The organism is Streptomyces sp. NBC_01445 (assembly GCF_035918235.1).
In the GTDB taxonomy this organism is placed as follows: domain Bacteria; phylum Actinomycetota; class Actinomycetes; order Streptomycetales; family Streptomycetaceae; genus Streptomyces.
Genome location: NZ_CP109485.1, coordinates 3139158 through 3156163, shown reverse-complemented (window position 1 = coordinate 3156163; position 17006 = coordinate 3139158). Strand labels below are relative to the sequence as shown.

Below are 17006 nucleotides of genomic sequence, written 5' to 3'. Positions count from 1 at the left end.
GGCGGGGCGGGCTCCCCACTCAGGAGGACTGAAGTCCCCTACATCTATAGGGAATTCCCGGAGTCCGAAGTGTCGGTCGAAGACCGAATTGTTATTACGAAGGCTTGTTGAACAAGTCACAGCTGTATGTAGGTCTTGATCTGGTCGCGTCAATCGGACAGGGTTTCGTGCCAACCCCCGGAGATCTTCCGGAGATTGCCGGGGGATGCGTGAGATCCATCAGTAAACCCCCCACAAACCCCCCCACAGAAACCACGAGGAGACCCCTCTTCATGGCAACTCACAAGCGTGCCCGCAACACGATGAAGCTCACCGCGGCGATAGCCACCGCTGCCACCGCGGCCGGCGTGATCGTCTTCGCGGGCTCCCTGGCCGGCGCCTCGACCCCCGCCGAGGGCAAGGTCTACGGGCTCGACGCCAAGGGCGCCGTCTCCGGCAGCTACATCGTGCTGCTGGACCAGAAGACCGACAAGAACGGCAAGCAGGACCTCGCCAAGGAGTACGGCGGCCAGCTGAAGCGCGCCTACTCCTCCGCCGTCAACGGATTCTCCGTGAACGGCCTTTCGGAGACCGAGGCCAAGCGCCTCGCCGCCGATTCGTCGGTCGCCAAGGTCGTCCAGAACAAGAAGTTCCACATTGATGCCACCCAGGACAACCCGCCGTCGTGGGGCCTGGACCGCATCGACCAGGCGGACACCGCGGGCGACAAGAAGTACACGTACCCGGACAGCGCCGGTGAGGGCGTGACCGCGTACGTCATCGACACCGGCGTCCGTGTCAGCCACAAGGACTTCGGCGGCCGCGCCACCTCCGGCTTCGACGCCATCGACAACGACGACAACGCCGACGACGGCAACGGCCACGGCACGCACGTCGCCGGGACCATCGCCGGTGACGCGCACGGCGTCGCCAAGAAGGCGAAGATCGTCGCCGTCCGCGTCCTCGACAACGAGGGCTCGGGCACCACCGAGCAGGTCGTCGCGGGCATCGACTGGGTCACCAAGAACCACCAGGGCCCGTCCGTCGCCAACATGTCCCTCGGCGGCGGCGCCGACGAGGCGCTCGACGCGGCCGTCCAGAAGGCCATCGCCTCCGGCGTCACCTTCGCGGTCGCCGCGGGCAACGAGTCGACCGACGCGTCCGCCGGGTCCCCGGCCCGCGTCAAGGAGGCCATCACCGTCGCCTCCTCCACCAAGGACGACGAGCAGTCCGACTTCTCCAACTACGGCTCCGTCGTGGACATCTACGCCCCCGGCTCGGACATCACCTCCGACTGGAACACCGGCGACGACGCCACCAACACCATCTCCGGTACGTCGATGGCGACCCCCCACGTCGTGGGCGCCGCCGCCGTCTACCTGAGCGGCCACCCGGACGCGACGCCCGCGGACGTCTCCAAGGCACTGACCGACGGCGCGACCCCCGACAAGATCTCCAACGCGAGCGAGGGCACGCCGAACAAGCTCCTCAAGATCGTCGAGTAGCACCGGCAGCACCCCTGACCGGCGGCCGCCGTGCCCTCCCCCACGGGGCGCGGCGGCCGCCTATCGTGTCCCCATGGCGACAAAGGCGTACGCGGCACTGCTCCGCGGGATCAATGTGGGCGGCAGCAGAAAGGTCCCGATGGCGCGGCTTCGCCCCCTGATCGAAGGGCTCGGGCACGGCGGCGTACGGACGTATCTGCAGAGCGGCAACGCGACGTTCACCAGCGACCACGGCGACGAGGCGACCCTGGCCGCCGAGCTGAGCACGGCCATCGAGAAGGAGTTCGGCTTCGGCGTGGACGTGATCGTGCGCGAGCACGCCTACCTTGCGTCGGTCGTGGACGCATGCCCCTTCCCCGCCGCCTCGCTCGAGGGCAAGCAGCTGCACGTCACCTACTTCTCCGGGCCCGTCGACCCCGAGCGGTTCGCCTCCGTCGACCCGGCCGAGTTCGCCCCCGAGGACTTCCGGCTCGGCCCGCGCGAGCTGTACCTCTACGCCCCCGAGGGCCTCGGCCGCTCGAAGCTCGGCGCCGTGCTCTCCCGTCCGTCCCTGAACAAGGGCCTCATCGCCACCTCCCGCAACTGGAACACCGTCGTCAAGCTCGTGGAGATGACCGGTGCCTGAGCTCGACGCCGTCGACGCCGCCATCGAGGGTGAACTGCGGCTGCTCGACCCGGCCGTGCGCCGCTCCCCGGAGCTGCTCGGCGCGCTGCTGCACCCCGACTACTTCGAGTTCGGCGTGTCGGGCCGCCGCTGGGACCGCGCCTCGATCATCGCCGAGCTCTCCTCGACGGCCGAGCTGGGCGTGCGGCCCCTCACCGTCTCGCGGATGAAGGGCGTGCGGCTCGGCCCCGGGCTCGTCCATCTGACCTTCGACACCGACCGCAACGGGGTCTGCGCACACCGCAGTTCACTGTGGCGGCAGGGCGTCGAGGGCTGGCTGCTGTACTTCCATCAAGGGACGCCGTTCAGCCGGGAGTGAGCGCGGCGCGGAGACGTCAGCGCGCCGGCTTCGAGCGGGAGCGGCGGCGGACCCCGGCCGCGACGCCCGCAACGACACAGGTCCCGATGGCTCCGGCGACCGCGACCAGGCCGTACGTGGGATACAGTCGTCGCCCGACGGATACCGCTCACCGCAGAGCCGCACCACGCCGGGGTGGTCGCGGTCGGCCTCCAGACACACCCGGTGACGGACTCCGGGACTGCCGGGGCCCGTGCCCAGCGCTCTCGTGACGGTGCGCCGGTGCCCCTGGACCTCGTACGCGATCACCTGCTCGTAGCCGCTCTTCGGCACGTGCTCGACGGCGGTGACGACGCCGCTCACGCGGACCGGAGCCGCGTCGATCCGCTCCGCCTGCCGCCACTGCCGGGAGGCCGAGCAGCTGCCCACAACCGCCGAGAGCAGGCAGAGGAATCCGGTCCCCCAGAGGACCGAGCGTGTACGCACGGGGAGCAGGCTCGCACGTCCGCGTGCGCGGAGCGCGAGAGTTTGCCTGATCATGAGTGGCCCCTACAGCCTTCTGTGAAAGGCTCGTTGGCATGCGTTACCTCATCATCGGAGCAGGAGCGGTCGGCGGCGCCATCGGCGGCCGGCTCGCACAGGCCGGGCACGACGTCGTCCTCGTCGCCCGCGGCAAGCAGTACGAGGCACTGCGGGACCACGGGCTGCGGCTCGTCACTCCCGACGGCCCGCACATCCACCGTCTCCCGGTCGTCGCCGGGCCCGGGGAGCTCGGCGAACTGAGCCCGGACGACGTGCTCGTGCTCGCGGTGAAGACCCAGGACAGCGTCGCCGCGCTCGAAGCGTGGGCCGGGCGGCCGGTCGCCGGAGGCGGCACCGCCGCCGAGCGGCTGCCGCTGGTCTGCGCGCAGAACGGAGTGGAGAGCGAGCGTCTCGCGCTGCGGCTCTTCCGGCGCGTGTACGGCATGTGCGTGTGGCTGCCCGCCACGTTCGTCGAGCCCGGTGTCGTGTCCGCCGCGGGCACTCAGCTCACCGGCATCCTGCACATCGGCCGGTACCCGGGAGGCACCGACGAGACCGCCCACCGCATCTCCGCCGACCTGGAGAAGTCCTTCTTCGAGGCACCCGTCGTGCCCGACGTGATGCGCTGGAAGTACGCCAAGCTCCTCGGCAACCTGGCCAACGCGATCGAGGCCGTGTCCGGGGTGATCACCAGCGAGGAGGGGCTCGCCCTCCACGGGCGGGCCCGTGCGGAGGGCGAGGCCGTGCTCGCCTCGGCGGGCATCGCGTTCGCCTCCAAGGAGGAGGAGAAGGAGTCCCGCGGCGACAAGATCCGCTTCGAGCCCTTCGACGGCTCGGAGCGCAGCGGCGGCTCGTCCTGGCAGTCCCTCAGCCGCGGCACGGGCACCATCGAGTCCGACTACCTCAACGGCGAGATGGGCCTGCTCGGACGGCTGCACGGCGTTCCGACCCCGGTCAACGACGCCCTCCAGTCGGTGGCCAACCGCTTCGCCCGCGAGGGCCGCCCGGCCGGATCAATGCCGATCACGGAACTCATCTCAAAGGCCGCCGCGGCGACGCGGTAGCTGTCGCGCTTCCCGTTGGCTGCTGTCGCGTTGTCGCATTTCTCCAAGCCACCGGCGGTCCTCGCGCCAGACGCCTGCCGCATGGAAAACGAGTACACCTCCATGAAGGAATGCGCCGCGGAGGCCGGCAGGGTCGCGTCGCGGGGCGTCGATGCGGGCCGCCTGCCCGAGCCGAGCGGGTGCGGCGACCGGGACGTCCGCGCCCTCGTCAACCACTGGGTCCTCTGCACCCCGGCACGGCCTGGAGCACCGGGCCCTGCGCACGAGGCTCCCCGACGAGCCACCGCCCGTGACTTCGCGGCCGATACCGGCTGGGCCGACGCGTACGCCGTGCAGCTCGAACGGGCCGTCGCCGCGTGGGCGGACCCGCGGGTCTGGGAGGGCGAGATCGACCTCGGCTTCGCGACGACGCCCGCACCGGAGATCGCCGGACTGCTCATCGCCGAACTCGCCCTCCACGGCTGGGACGTGGCCCGCGCCACCGGCCAGAAGTTCCAGGTCTCGGACGACACGGCCGCCTCCTGCTCGGAGTCATCGAGGCGAACGCCGAGGAGTACCGCCGGCACGACGGCTTCGCCGATGTGGTCCCGGTGCCGTATGGCGCGCCCGTGTTCCACCGCGCGCTCATCCTGAGCGGACGCGATCCGAGCTGAATGGCCCAGGGGAACAGTACGAGAATGGACCAAGGGGGCGGGCCACTGGCCAGGTAGCGTCAGGGTCATGAAGACGACGACCGATCACGCAGCGTCTCGCCCAGACGCCACCTCAGCGCCCCGCGTGGACTTCTACTTCGACCCTGCCTGCCCCTTCGCGTGGATCACCTCGCGCTGGATGCTGGAGGTGGAACGTGAACGCGCGCTCGACATCCGCTTCCACCCCATGAGCCTCTACCTGCACAACATCGGCAACGAACTCCCCGACTGGTACCGGGAACTGGTCGACAGGTCGATCGGCCCGGTGCGGGTCGCGGTGGCCGCGGCCGAACAGCACGGCGAGAAGGTGCTCCGGGACCTCTACACGGCCTTCGGCACCCGCATCCACGAGGAGAAGAACGAGGACTTCGACCAGGTCGTCGCCGACTCACTGGCGGAGCTGGGCCTCCCCGCCGAACTCGCCCGGGCCGCGAACGACCCGGCGTACGACGAAGCGGTCCGCCGTAGCCACGACGCCGGCAAGGAGCCCGGCTCCGACGGCTATGTGGGCACACCCACGATCCACGTCGACGGCACGGTGTGGTTCGGCCCGGTACTGCGCGCGATCCCGCGCGGCCAGGAAGCGGCCCGCCTCTTCGACAGCTTCCGCACCTTGGCGACCCACCCCGACCTCTTCGAACTGAAGCGGACGAGGACCGGGGGTCTGGACTTCTCCTGACGCCGTTGAGGCGATCGCCTCACGCGCCCACCGCCACCAACTCCCGTACGGTCGCTGCCTCATAGCGCCGCACAAGCAGCCGCGCCACCTCCGGTGCCGGGCCCAGTACGTCCGCGAGGACGTCCGCTCGGGAGGCGCCGCGGGCGATGCGGTCCGGGAGGTGGCCGGGGGCCAGGACGTAGGGGGCCACCGCCACCCGGCGGACGCCCTCGGCGCGCAGCCCAGCCACGGCGTCCTCCGTGCGGGGCAGAGATGCGGAGGCGAACGCAGGTCGCACGGCGCACCAACCGGTGTGCCGCCACTCCCGCGCGATTTCAGCGATCACTGCGATCGCCTCCGGGTCTGTGGAGCCCGCCGAGGCCAGGACGACCCCGGTCGTGGGCTTGTCGGCCGGGGTGAGCCCGGCCTGGTAGAGGCGGCGTTCGAGCGCTGCCGTCAGGAGTGGGGAGGGGCCGAGCACCTCCGCCTGGCGGATCCGCAGCCGGGCCGGGGCCTGCCGCAGGACCGCCGGGATGTCCGCCTTCGCGTGGAACGCGCGCGTCAGGAGCAGGGGGAGGGCGACCACGTCGCGCACGCCCTCCGCCGCCAGGGACTCCAGGACGCCGTTCACCGAGGGGACGTTGAAGTCCAGGAACCCCGTCTCCACGCGCAGCCCCGGCCGCAGCGCCCGTACTTCGCGTACGAGCGCGTGGACCGTCGCGGCATGGCGCGGGTCGCGGCTGCCGTGAGCGATCACGAGCAGGACCGGGCGGGCGGGGCGCTGGTGCATGACGGGGTCAGCTCCTCACCAGGAGGCCGCGGCTGCGCAGGACGCGCCGCTCCAGGGGGCTGAAGATCAGCAGGTCGATGGCGATGCCGACGATCAGGATCAGGAAGATGGCGAGGAAGACCATGGACATGGAGCTGGCGTTGCGGCCGTTCTCCAGGAGCTGGCCGAGGCCGATGCCCAGGTCGGGCGACGAGGCGATGATCTCCGCGGCCATCAGCGAGCGCCACGAGAACGCCCAGCCCTGCTTCAGGCCCGCGAGATAGCCGGGCAGCGCGGCCGGGAGCACGATGTGCCAGGTGTGCCGCAGGCCCGTCGCGCCGAGCGTGCGGCCGGCCCGCAGGAACAGCGGCGGCACCTGGTCGACGCCCGACACCAGGCCGTTGGCGATCGAGGGGACCGCGCCGAGCAGGATCACGGCGTACATCATCTTGTTGTCGAGGCCCAGCCAGATCACGGCCGGCGGGACCCAGGCGACCGAGGGCAGCGACTGGAGGCCGGACAGGATCGGGCCGATCGCGGACCGGATGAACCGGACCCGGGCGACGACCAGGCCGAGCGGGGTGCCGATCACGAGTGCCAGCAGGAAGCCGAGCAGGCCGCGCGACACGCTCGTCCAGATGTAGTCGAGAAGCGTCCCCTGCAGCCACGCGTCGGACACCTCGCCCCACACCGCGGACGGCGAGGGCAGCTTGCTCGGGTCGTCGACGATCTTGAACGAGACCAGTCCCTGCCACACCACCAGGACCAGGAGCACCGCCGTCAGCGGCGGCAGCACCTTCTGGACCAGCGTCTGGCGCAGCGGGGTACGGGCGGTGTGCACGGTGTCCAGGGCGTCGAGCCCCGCTTCGAGACCCGCCAGGTCCTGCCCGGCGCCCGTGTCCTTGACGGCGCCCGTGTCCTTGCCCGCGGTCGTCGTCTCAGTGCTGGCCATGGCGGCGGATCTCCCCACGCAGTTGTTCGGTGATCTCGACGGACAGTTCCGCCACGGCGGTGTCCTCGATGCGGCGCGGCTGCGGAATGCCGACCCGCCACTCGTGCGCCACCCGGCCCGGCCGCGACGAGAGCAGTACGACCCGCTCCGCGAGGCGTACCGCCTCGCGGACGTTGTGGGTGACGAACAGGACGGAGACGTTCGTCTCGCGCCAGATGCGGGTCAGCTCGTCGTGCAGCACGTCGCGCGTGATGGCGTCGAGCGCGGCGAACGGCTCGTCCATCAGCAGCAGTTGGCTGTCCTGCGCGAGCGCGCGGGCCATCGCCACGCGCTGGCGCATACCGCCCGACAGCTCGTGCACCCGCTTGCCGTACGCGCCGTTCAGGCGGACGAGCTCCAGGAGCTCCTCCGCCCGCGTGCGGCGGTCCGCCTTCGGAACGCCGCGCAGCTTCAGGGCCAGTTCGATGTTCTTGCCCGCGGTCAGCCACGGGAAGAGGGCGTGCTCCTGGAACATCAGGGCCGGCCGGCCCTGCGTGCTGATCTCGCCGGACGAGGGCCGGTCGAGGCCCGCGACCAGATTGAGCAGCGTCGACTTCCCGCAGCCCGAGGCTCCCAGGAGGGTGACGAACTCGCCCGGAGCGACATCGAGCGTGATGTCGTCCAGGACGAGCTGCTGCCCGGCGGGCGTGGCGAAGGACTTCGAGACGTGCTCGATCCGCGCGGCGTGGCCGGTGGTCCGCGTGCCGCCGTCCGCGGCCTTGGCGAGGGTCGTTGCCATGGTCGTCACCTCCTGGGAACTCAAGCGATTACGGGCTTTGCCGACGCGGTTACTTGACGCCGAGGCCGGCGTCGGCGACCGCGCCCTTGCCCTCGGCCTTGAGGACCTTGTTCAGCGGCGCGAGGTCGTAGATGCCCTTGAGGTCGGGCTTCTCCAGCAGGCCGGCCTTCACCGCGTGCGTCGCCTCGGTGCCGAGGGTCGAGGCCAGCGGGTCGTCGGTGAACTGGATCGACTTCCAGGCCGGGTCGAGCACGTTCGCGGGCAGCGCCTTGCCGGAGTCGGCCGCCAGCTGCTTGTTGGCCGCGGCCTTCGCCTCGTCCGGATTGGCGTTGATCCAGGCGTTCGTCTTCACCGAGCCGCGCAGCACGGCCTCGACGACGTCCGGGTGCTCCTTGAGGAACTTCTGCGACACGATGATGTTCGTGATCACGAACTTCTTGTCGGGCCACAGGTCGGACTCGTCGAGGAGGACCTTGCCGCCCTCGGCCACGAGCTTGGACGCGGTCGGCTCCGGTACCCAGGCGCCGTCGACGGAGCCGGACTTGTAGGCGTCCGGGGTGATCTTGTTGTCCGTACGGACCACGGAGACGTCGCCCTTGCCGCTGTTGGCGTCGACCTTCCAGCCCTTCTCGGCGATCCAGTTGAGGAACGCGACGTCCTGCGTGTTGCCGAGCTGCGGGGTGGCGATCTTCTTGCCCTTGACGTCGTCCAGGGACTTGATCTTCTTCGGGTTCACCACGAGCTTCACACCGCCGGACGCCGAACCGCCGATGATGCGCAGGCTCTTGCCCTGGGACTTCGTGAAGCCGTTGATCGACGGCGAGGGGCCGATCCAGCCGATGTCGATGGAGCCGCCGTTGAGCGCCTCGATCTCGGACGGCCCCGCGTTGAAGATCTGGTACTTGGCCTGTGTGCCCTGGAGCTCCTTCTGGAAGAAGCCCTTCTGGTTGCCCACGAGGGCGGTGCCGTGCGTCAGGTTGCCGAAGTAACCGATCTTCACGGTGTCGGCGGAGAGCTTCTTGCCCTTGGCGGCGACGTTCGTCTTGCCGGACGTGTCGTCCTTGGCGTCGGAGCCGTAGCCGCAGGCCGTCGCGGCGAGCGCGAGGAGCGGCAGGGCGGCGACGGCGGCGAGGCCGCGGCGCCAGGAGGCGGAGTTGGCAGGCACGGGAGGTGGTCCTCTCGTTGGCCCGGCGGTCACGCTCTCAGGGCGTGGCCGGGAGGTCGGCAGGGTTTCGTCTTCGCACGAACAGGTCGCGGGGGGTGTGGGCGCGCAGGCAGTGCGCGTACGTCATCGCGCACATCGCCCGACCCCGCCCTGGCCCGCGCCGAGGGCGCCGCTGCCGACGCGGCCGCCCTCTTTCGCGAACGTCGCATACATGTCGATGGCCGTCATGACTAGAAGTCCCAGCCGTCGTCGTCCGAGGCCGGCGCGGTCTCTTCCGCGTGGGCCGCATGCGCCTTGCCGCCGAACGCCTCGCCCGCCATGCCGGCGGCGAGCGTCGTCCCGTCGGACGGGTCGATGAGGAGGAACGAACCGGTGCGGCGCGAGTCGGCGTAGTCGTCGAGCGCGACCGGCTCGGCGGTGCGGACCTTGACGCGGCCGATGTCGTTGGCGACGAGCTGTCCCGGCTCGGGGTGCTGGGACAGATCGTCCAGGGTGAGCCGCGAGGGGATCTCCTTGACGATCGCCTTGACCGTGCGTGTCGTGTGCTTGAGCAGCACGCGCTGGCCGACGGCGAGAGGCTGGTCGGCCACGTGGCAGACGGTCGCCTCGACGTCCTGCGAGGTGGCGGGCGCGTCGCCGGTCGGCACGATCAGGTCGCCGCGCGAGATGTCGATGTCGTCCTCCAGGAGGAGGGTCACCGACTGCGGCGTCCAGGCCACGTCGACCGACTTGCCCAGCAGGTCGATCCCGGAGACCTTCGACGTGCGGCCCGACGGCAGTACGGTGACGGACTCGCCGACGCGGAACGTGCCGGCCGCGATCTGGCCCGCGTAGCCGCGGTAGTCGGGGTGCTCGGCGGTCTGCGGGCGGATCACGACCTGCACGGGCAGCCGTGCGTGGCAGCTCGTCAGGTCGTGGCTGACCGGGACCGTCTCCAGGTGCTCGAGCACGGTCGGGCCGCCGTACCAGTCCATGTTCGCGGACGGCTCCACGACGTTGTCACCGGCGAGCGCGGAGATCGGGATCGCGGTGATCTCGGGAACGCCCAGGTCGGACGCGTACGCCGTGAACTCCTCGGCGATCTTCGCGAAGACGGGCTCCGCGTAGTCGACCAGGTCCATCTTGTTCACCGCGAGCACGACGTGCGGGACGCGCAGCAGCGCGGCGACGGCGGCGTGCCGGCGGGTCTGCTCGATGACGCCGTTGCGGGCGTCGACGAGGACGACGGCGAGGTCGGCGGTGGACGCGCCGGTCACCATGTTCCGGGTGTACTGCACATGGCCCGGGGTGTCGGCCAGGATGAACCGGCGCCGGGCCGTGGCGAAGTAGCGGTAGGCGACGTCGATGGTGATGCCCTGCTCGCGCTCGGCGCGCAGGCCGTCGGTGAGCAGCGCCAGGTCGGGCGTCTCCTGACCGCGGTTGCGGGACGCGTGCTCGACGGCCTCCAGCTGGTCCGTGAGGACCGACTTGGAGTCGTGGAGCAGGCGGCCCACGAGCGTGGACTTGCCGTCGTCGACGGAACCGGCGGTGGCGAACCGCAGCAGGGTGGTGGCCGACAGGTCGGCCAACTGCTCTGTGGTGGTGGTCATTTAGAAATACCCCTCGCGCTTGCGGTCTTCCATCGCGGCCTCGGACATCTTGTCGTCGGCACGGGTCGCGCCCCGCTCGGTGAGCCGGGAGGCGGCGATCTCGGCGATCACGGCGTCCAGCGTCGTCGCGTCGGAGTCGACGGCGCCGGTGCACGACATGTCGCCGACCGTGCGGTAGCGGATGAGGCGCTTCTCGACGCTCTCGCCGTCCTTGGGGCCGCCCCACTCACCGGCGGTCAGCCACATGCCGGAGCGCTTGAAGACGTCCCGCTCGTGGGCGAAGTAGATCTCCGGCAGTGCGATGCCCTCGCGGGCGATGTACTGCCACACGTCGAGCTCGGTCCAGTTGGACAGCGGGAAGACGCGCACGTGCTCGCCGGGGGCGTGGCGGCCGTTGTAGAGCTGCCACAACTCGGGGCGCTGGCGGCGCGGGTCCCACTGGGAGAACTCGTCGCGCAGGGAGAACACGCGCTCCTTGGCGCGCGCCTTCTCCTCGTCGCGGCGCCCGCCGCCGAAGACCGCGTCGAAGCGCTCCGCCTGGATCTTCTCCGTCAGCGGCACCGTCTGCAGCGGGTTGCGCGTCCCGTCCGGGCGCTCCTTGAGGGCGCCGCGGTCGATGTACTCCTGCACGGACGCGACGTGCAGCCGCAGGCCGTGCTCGGCGACGACCCGGTCGCGGTACTCGAGGACCTCGGGGAAGTTGTGCCCGGTGTCGACGTGCAGCAGCGTGAACGGCACCGGCGCCGGCGCGAACGCCTTCAGCGCCAGGTGCAGCATCACGATGGAGTCCTTGCCGCCGGAGAAGAGGATCACCGGCCGCTCGAACTCGCCCGCGACCTCACGGAAGATGTGCACGGCCTCGGACTCGAGGGCGTCCAGGTGCGAGAGCGCGTACGGGCTGTCGGTCTCTTCGCCTGTGGTGGGTGCGACGGTCGTCATGAGAGACCCCTCTCGGTGAGCAGCGCGTAGAGCGCCGCCGCGGACTCCTGCACGGTCTGGGTGTGCGACTCGATGCGCAGGTCGGGCGATTCGGGTGCCTCGTACGGGTCGTCGACCCCGGTGAGCCCGGAGATCTCGCCCGCCGCCTGCTTCGCGTACAGGCCCTTCACGTCGCGCACGGAGCACACCTCGACGGGCGTGGCCACGTGCACCTCGAGGTAGCCGGTGCCGCCGGCCTGGTGGCGCTTGCGTACCGCCTCCCGGCTGTCCGCGAAGGGTGCGATCACCGGGACGAGCGTCAGCACGCCGTTGCGGGCGAGGAGTTCGGCGAGGAAGCCGATGCGCTGCACGTTGGTGTCGCGGTCCGCGCGGCTGAAGCCGAGGCCCGCCGAGAGGAACTCGCGGATCTCGTCGCCGTCGAGCACCTCGACGCGGCGGCCGTCGGTGCGCAGCTGCTCGGCGAGCTCGTTGGCGATGGTGGTCTTGCCCGCGCTCGGCAGACCCGTGAGCCAGACGGTGGCTCCGGTCACTTGCTTCTCCAAAGTCTCTGTGGTCCCGGGCATCAGCCGTGGATCCCGCACTCGGTCTTGTTGCTTCCGGCCCAGCGGCCGGCCCGCGCGTCCTCGCCCTCGAGGAGGCGCCGCGTGCAGGGGGCGCAGCCCACGGAGCCGTAGCCGTCCATGAGGAGGGGGTTGGTCAGCACACCGTGCTCGGCGACGTACGCCTCGACGTCGTCCTGCGTCCAGCGGGCGATCGGCGAGACCTTCACCTTGCGGCGCTTCTCGTCCCAGCCGACGACCGGGGTGTTCGCCCGCGTCGGGGACTCGTCGCGGCGCAGTCCCGTGGCCCATGCCGTGTACGAACTCAGGCCGTCCTCAAGGGGCTTGACCTTCCGCATGGCGCAGCACAGGTCGGGGTCGCGGTCGTGCAGCTTCGGCCCGAACTCGGCGTCCTGCTCGGCGACGGTCTGGCGGGGCGTGAGCGTGATGACGTTCACGTCCATCACGGCCTCGACGGCGTCCCGGGTGCCGATGGTCTCCTCGAAGTGGTAGCCGGTGTCGAGGAAGACGACGTCCACGCCGGGCCTGGCGCGCGAGGCGAGGTGGGCGACGACCGCGTCCTCCATGGAGGAGGTCACGCAGAAGCGCTTGCCGAACGTGTCGACCGCCCAGTTGAGGATCTCCAGGGCGGACGCGTCCTCCAGGTCGCGCCCGGCCCGCTCCGCGAGCTCCCGCAGGTCGGGCTCGGTCCGGTCAGGTACCTGCGTGGCCTGAGTGGTCGTCATATGTCTTCCCCTCCACCGTCGTTGCGCTGAACTCCCCGGGTCAGCAGACCGAGGAACTTCAACTGGAAGGCCCGATTGCACGCCGCGCATTCCCACGCGCCGTGACCGGTCTCGTTCGGACGCAGGTCCTCGTCACCGCAGTAGGGGCAGTAGAAGGGGGCGGCGCGCTCGCTCACGAGAGGGCCTCCTCGGACGCCCGCGCGGTCCACGTGGCGAAGCGCTCGCCGTCCTCGCGCTCCGCCTGGAAGCGCTTGAGGACCCGCTCGACGTAGTCGGGCAGCTCGGCCGCGGTGACCTTCAGGCCGCGGACCTTGCGGCCGAACCCGGCCTCGAGGCCGAGCGCGCCACCCAGGTGCACCTGGTAGCCCTCGACCTGGTTGCCGTCCGCGTCCAGCATCAGCTGGCCCTTGAGGCCGATGTCCGCGACCTGGATACGGGCGCAGGCGTTCGGGCAGCCGTTGATGTTGATGGTGAGGGGCTCGTCGAACTCCGGGACGCGGCGCTCCAGTTCGTCGATCAGCGAGGCGCCGCGCGCCTTCGTCTCGACGATGGCGAGCTTGCAGAACTCGATGCCGGTGCAGGCCATGGTGCCGCGCCGGAACGGAGACGCGTTGACCTTGAGGTCCAGCGCCTCCAGGGACGCCACCAGCGACTCGACCTGGTCCTCGGCCACGTCGAGCACGATCATCTTCTGCTCGGCGGTGGTACGCAGCCGGCCGGAGCCGTGGGCGCCCGCGACCTCGGCGATCTTGGTGAGGGTCGTGCCGTCCACGCGGCCGACACGGGGCGCGAAGCCGACGTAGAAGAGGCCGTCCTTCTGGCGGTGCACGCCGAGGTGGTCGCGCCAGGTGCCGGCGGGCTGCTCGGGCGCGGGGCCGTCGACCAGCTTCCGCTGGAGGTACTCGTCCTCCAGGACCTGCCGGAACTTCTCGGTGCCCCAGTCGGCGAGCAGGAACTTCAGGCGGGCGCGGGTGCGCAGGCGGCGGTAGCCGTAGTCGCGGAAGATGCCGATGACGCCGCCGTACACGTCCGGCACCTCGTCGAGCGGCACCCACGCGCCGAGGCGCTGGCCCAGCTTGGGGTTGGTGGACAGGCCGCCGCCGACCCACAGGTCGAAGCCGGGGCCGTGCTCGGGGTGGTTCACGCCGACGAACGCGATGTCGTTGATCTCGTGCGCCACGTCGAGCTGCGGGGATCCGGAGATGGCGGTCTTGAACTTGCGGGGCAGGTTCGAGAACTCGGGGTTGCCGATGAAGCGCCGCTGGATCTCGTCGATGGCGGGCGTGCCGTCGATGATCTCGTCGGCGGCGACCCCGGCGACGGGCGAGCCGAGGATGACGCGGGGCGTGTCACCGCAGGCCTCGGTGGTGGAGAGCCCGACGGCTTCGAGGCGCCGCCAGATCTCCGGCACGTCCTCGATGCGGATCCAGTGGTACTGGATGTTCTGCCGGTCGGTGATGTCGGCGGTGCCGCGCGCGAACTCCTGCGAGATCTCGCCGATGACGCGCAGCTGCTCGGTCGTCAGCCGGCCGCCGTCGATGCGGACGCGGAGCATGAAGTACTCGTCGTCCAGCTCCTCCGGCTCCAGGATCGCGGTCTTGCCGCCGTCGATCCCGGGCTTGCGCTGGGTGTAGAGCCCCCACCAGCGCATACGGCCCCGGAGGTCATTGGGGTCGATGGAGTCGAAGCCGCGCTTCGAGTAGATCGTCTCAATGCGTGTCCGCACGTTGAGACCGTCGTCGTCCTTCTTGAACTGCTCGTTGCCGTTGAGCGGCGTGAAGTGCCCCACGGCCCACTGGCCCTCGCCGCGGTGACGGCTCACCTTGCGGCGCGGCGCGGCGGTCGTGGGCTTTTCAGGGGTGGCAGCCATGGGTGTACGTCCTTCGGGCGGGCGGAGGCTCTGACAGCTTTGACCAGCACACTTCGCGCGAGGGCGCGGCGGTGCGCAGAGTGCTGTACGGGGAGAAAGTGCGGCGGTGCTGGTGGAGTCAGCTCACCGGACACATGGCGCTGGACATGCGGCCGAGGTCGACGTGCCGCCGACTCACCAAGGCAATTCCAGCTCGATCCATGACGGAAGCGTGTCATGGGACTTTCGGCCCAGTCCACCACTGTCCAGAAAGTGGACATGACTGTCTCGCATCGTGGACATATGTGTCGCGCGTCACTGGACGCCGCGGGAATGGACCGGGGTGTGGCTGCTGGGGTGTGACTGGAGGGTACGGGAAGGGGCGCCGCGATGCCTCACGGCGCCCCTCATGTTCTTGTCCCTCTCTTACGGCCCGGGCTACGCCCCCGGCCACGGCCCCGGCGTCGCCACCTCGGGCTCATCCTCGACCTTCGTGTCGAAGAGGCGGAACCCGCGCCGCTCGTAGTTGGCCATCGCGTGCTCGCCGTCCTTGCTGCACGTGTGCAGCCAGACCCGCTTCGTCGGCGCGCGGTCCGGCCACCGCTCGGCCAGGTCCCAGGCGCGTGCCACTCCGTAGGAGAGGAGGTGGCCGCCGATGCGGCGGCCCCGGAAGGCGGGGATCAGGCCGAAGTAGACGATCTCGACGACGCCGTCGTCCTGCGCCTCCAGCTCGACGTAACCCGCCGGGGTCCCCTTCTCGTACGCCACCCACGTCTCGGTGCCCGGCCGCGCCAGGAATTCCTGCCAGCGCGCGTACGTCCAGCTCAGCCGGTCGGTCCAGAGGATGTCGCCCCCGACGGACGCGTACAGGAAGCGGCTGAACTCCGGCGAGGGCACCTCGGCGCGGACGACGCGGAGGCCGTCGCCCTCGGGCGCGGGGGCCGGCCGGAGGTCGGACGGAGCGGTCTGCTCCAGGGACCAGGTGGTCACAGCGATGTTGCTCATGCACGTCAGGCAATCACGGGCCCCGCACCCTGGCCAAAGCGGTCCGCGATACGGGAAGATCCGCCCGCGCCATGCCACCCCCCGCGCACGACGCACCCGGAGGAATGTTCATGCCCCGCAGGACAGCTCGCCGCACACCCCGCGGTCTCCTCGCCACGGCCATCACCACCGTGGCCCTCGCGACCCTCGCCGCCCCGGCCGGTGCCCAGGCCGCGGGCCCGCAAGGCCGGGTCTTCATGGTCAACCCCGTCCAGTCGTCCGGCGACCAGACCCTCACCGACGCGAAGGACTCCGCGACCGCGGTGCCCGCCTCCGCCTACACCCTCGCCGCCCTGCGAAACCTCGACGCGAGCGGCGGCCTCTCGGGCAAGTGGGTCTCCGTGAGATCGAACACCGGTGGCGCCGCCTCGGTCGCCGGCGCCGGTGGATACGACCGTAAGGACGACCAGTTCGAGCAGGTCATGGCCTACTTCTGGGTCAACGAGGCACAGGAGTACCTCCAGAGCCTCGGCTTCGGCAGCGAACTGCCCGGAGCCAACGACCGGCAGCAGCCGGTCCGTATCGACCAGTGGGGCGCCGACAACTCCTTCTTCACCGACAAGAAGGCCGAGATCCGCTTCGGCAAGGGCGGCGTCGACGACGCGGAGGACGCCGAGGTCATCGTCCACGAGTACGGACACGCCGTGCACAACGCGCAGGTCCCCGGGTTCGGTACCTCCGAGGAGGCAGGCTCCATCGGAGAGGCGTGGGGCGACTACTTGGCGGCGTCCGTCGGTGCCTACGCGGACGCCAAGTACGGCTGGCCGCGCAAGACCGACCTCGCCTGTGTCGCGGACTGGGACTCGGTCTCGTACACGGCCACCGCCCCGCACTGCCTGCGCCGCCTCGACACCGGCAAGACGTACGCCGACAAGGTGGGGGAGGTACACGCGGACGGTGAGATCTGGTCCCAGGCGCTGTTCGACATCAGGGGCGCGCTCGGCGCGCGTACGGCCGACCGCGTCATCGTCGACGCGCAGTTCGGCTTCGCCCCGGACACCAGCTTCACGGACGCGGCCCTGACGACGGTCGCGACCGCGCAGAAGTTGTACGGGAAGAGCGCGGCGGACGCCGTGCGCAAGGCGTTCCAGGCCCGGGGCATCCCCGGGGTGTGAGTCCGCGCGGGACCGGAGGGCGCGGGACCGGCGGATGTCCAGGAACCCCCTCCGTAAGTCCATGGAGTCGGGCCCGGCCGGGCGGCACGCTCTGAGCCGTCCCGCCGGGCGACTCCGTCCCCTCCGGCACCCGCAACCA

Annotated in this window: 19 protein-coding genes; 7 read left to right on the top strand and 12 right to left on the bottom strand. The window is 70.5% G+C overall.

Annotation, left to right across the window (positions count from 1 at the left end):
• Nucleotides 1-272: 272 nt before the first annotated feature.
• The 6 genes from OG574_RS14465 to OG574_RS14440 all read left to right on the top strand — a co-directional run bounded on the left by OG574_RS14465 (nt 273) and on the right by OG574_RS14440 (nt 5403).
• Entirely contained in the window at nt 273-1484 is a 1212-nt protein-coding gene (locus tag OG574_RS14465; RefSeq protein WP_326773574.1) for a S8 family peptidase, read from the top strand.
• Between the two features lie 73 nt (nt 1485-1557).
• Nucleotides 1558-2109 carry a DUF1697 domain-containing protein gene (locus OG574_RS14460; protein ID WP_326773573.1) on the top strand — a complete coding sequence of 184 codons (552 nt, stop codon included), beginning with the start codon at nt 1558-1560 and terminating at the stop codon, nt 2107-2109.
• Complete coding sequence (locus OG574_RS14455) at nt 2102-2467, top strand: nuclear transport factor 2 family protein (RefSeq protein WP_326773572.1); 366 nt, start codon at nt 2102-2104, stop codon at nt 2465-2467. The genes OG574_RS14460 and OG574_RS14455 overlap by 8 nt, the downstream gene beginning before the upstream one ends.
• A 557-nt stretch (nt 2468-3024) precedes the next feature.
• Nucleotides 3025-4032, top strand: coding sequence for a ketopantoate reductase family protein (locus OG574_RS14450; RefSeq protein WP_326773571.1), 1008 nt, complete (start codon nt 3025-3027; stop codon nt 4030-4032).
• An 81-nt stretch (nt 4033-4113) separates the two neighbouring features.
• A complete protein-coding gene (locus OG574_RS14445; protein WP_326773570.1) occupies nt 4114-4665 on the top strand; it encodes a TIGR03086 family metal-binding protein in 552 nt (183 codons plus the stop codon).
• An 87-nt stretch (nt 4666-4752) separates the two neighbouring features.
• Nucleotides 4753-5403 carry a mycothiol-dependent nitroreductase Rv2466c family protein gene (locus tag OG574_RS14440; RefSeq protein ID WP_326773569.1) on the top strand — a complete coding sequence of 217 codons (651 nt, stop codon included), beginning with the start codon at nt 4753-4755 and terminating at the stop codon, nt 5401-5403.
• Nucleotides 5404-5422: 19 nt separating this feature from the next.
• Here OG574_RS14440 and OG574_RS14435 read toward each other — a convergent pair whose 3' ends face one another.
• The 12 genes from OG574_RS14435 to OG574_RS14380 all read right to left on the bottom strand — a co-directional run bounded on the left by OG574_RS14435 (nt 5423) and on the right by OG574_RS14380 (nt 15713).
• On the bottom strand, nt 5423-6172 hold the full coding sequence (locus OG574_RS14435; protein ID WP_326773568.1) for a sirohydrochlorin chelatase: 750 nt from the start codon (nt 6170-6172) through the stop codon (nt 5423-5425).
• 7 nt (nt 6173-6179) lie between these two features.
• A complete protein-coding gene (locus OG574_RS14430; protein WP_326773567.1) occupies nt 6180-7103 on the bottom strand; it encodes an ABC transporter permease in 924 nt (307 codons plus the stop codon).
• The gene (locus tag OG574_RS14425; protein WP_326773566.1) at nt 7090-7881 is read right to left on the bottom strand and encodes an ABC transporter ATP-binding protein; all 792 of its coding nucleotides are present in this window, start codon (nt 7879-7881) and stop codon (nt 7090-7092) included. Before OG574_RS14425 ends, OG574_RS14430 begins: the two co-directional genes overlap by 14 nt.
• Nucleotides 7882-7930: 49 nt before the next feature.
• A complete protein-coding gene (locus OG574_RS14420; RefSeq protein ID WP_326773565.1) occupies nt 7931-9046 on the bottom strand; it encodes an aliphatic sulfonate ABC transporter substrate-binding protein in 1116 nt (371 codons plus the stop codon).
• 230 nt (nt 9047-9276) lie between these two features.
• Nucleotides 9277-10635 carry a sulfate adenylyltransferase subunit 1 gene (locus OG574_RS14415; RefSeq protein ID WP_326773564.1) on the bottom strand — a complete coding sequence of 453 codons (1359 nt, stop codon included), beginning with the start codon at nt 10633-10635 and terminating at the stop codon, nt 9277-9279.
• Nucleotides 10636-11574 (bottom strand): sulfate adenylyltransferase subunit CysD, encoded by a 939-nt coding sequence (gene cysD / locus OG574_RS14410; protein ID WP_326773563.1) that lies wholly within the window; start codon nt 11572-11574, stop codon nt 10636-10638.
• A complete protein-coding gene (cysC, locus tag OG574_RS14405) occupies nt 11571-12137 on the bottom strand; it encodes an adenylyl-sulfate kinase (protein ID WP_199841625.1) in 567 nt (188 codons plus the stop codon). The genes cysD and cysC overlap by 4 nt, the downstream gene beginning before the upstream one ends.
• The gene (locus OG574_RS14400) at nt 12137-12859 is read right to left on the bottom strand and encodes a phosphoadenylyl-sulfate reductase (RefSeq protein WP_326773562.1); all 723 of its coding nucleotides are present in this window, start codon (nt 12857-12859) and stop codon (nt 12137-12139) included. Before OG574_RS14400 ends, cysC begins: the two co-directional genes overlap by 1 nt.
• Complete coding sequence (locus OG574_RS14395) at nt 12856-13035, bottom strand: hypothetical protein (RefSeq protein ID WP_100591340.1); 180 nt, start codon at nt 13033-13035, stop codon at nt 12856-12858. Before OG574_RS14395 ends, OG574_RS14400 begins: the two co-directional genes overlap by 4 nt.
• Nucleotides 13032-14729, bottom strand: a complete 1698-nt coding sequence (locus OG574_RS14390; protein ID WP_326773561.1) for a nitrite/sulfite reductase — start codon at nt 14727-14729, stop codon at nt 13032-13034. The genes OG574_RS14395 and OG574_RS14390 overlap by 4 nt, the downstream gene beginning before the upstream one ends.
• 118 nt (nt 14730-14847) lie before the next feature.
• Nucleotides 14848-14931: a putative leader peptide gene (locus tag OG574_RS14385; RefSeq protein ID WP_324902501.1), complete on the bottom strand. Its 84-nt coding sequence runs from the start codon at nt 14929-14931 to the stop codon at nt 14848-14850.
• Between the two features lie 215 nt (nt 14932-15146).
• The gene (locus tag OG574_RS14380; protein WP_326773560.1) at nt 15147-15713 is read right to left on the bottom strand and encodes a GNAT family N-acetyltransferase; all 567 of its coding nucleotides are present in this window, start codon (nt 15711-15713) and stop codon (nt 15147-15149) included.
• A 110-nt stretch (nt 15714-15823) separates the two neighbouring features.
• Here OG574_RS14380 and OG574_RS14375 point away from each other — a divergent pair, with 110 nt between their 5' ends.
• Nucleotides 15824-16867, top strand: coding sequence for a M36 family metallopeptidase (locus OG574_RS14375; RefSeq protein ID WP_326773559.1), 1044 nt, complete (start codon nt 15824-15826; stop codon nt 16865-16867).
• Nucleotides 16868-17006 lie beyond the last annotated feature (139 nt).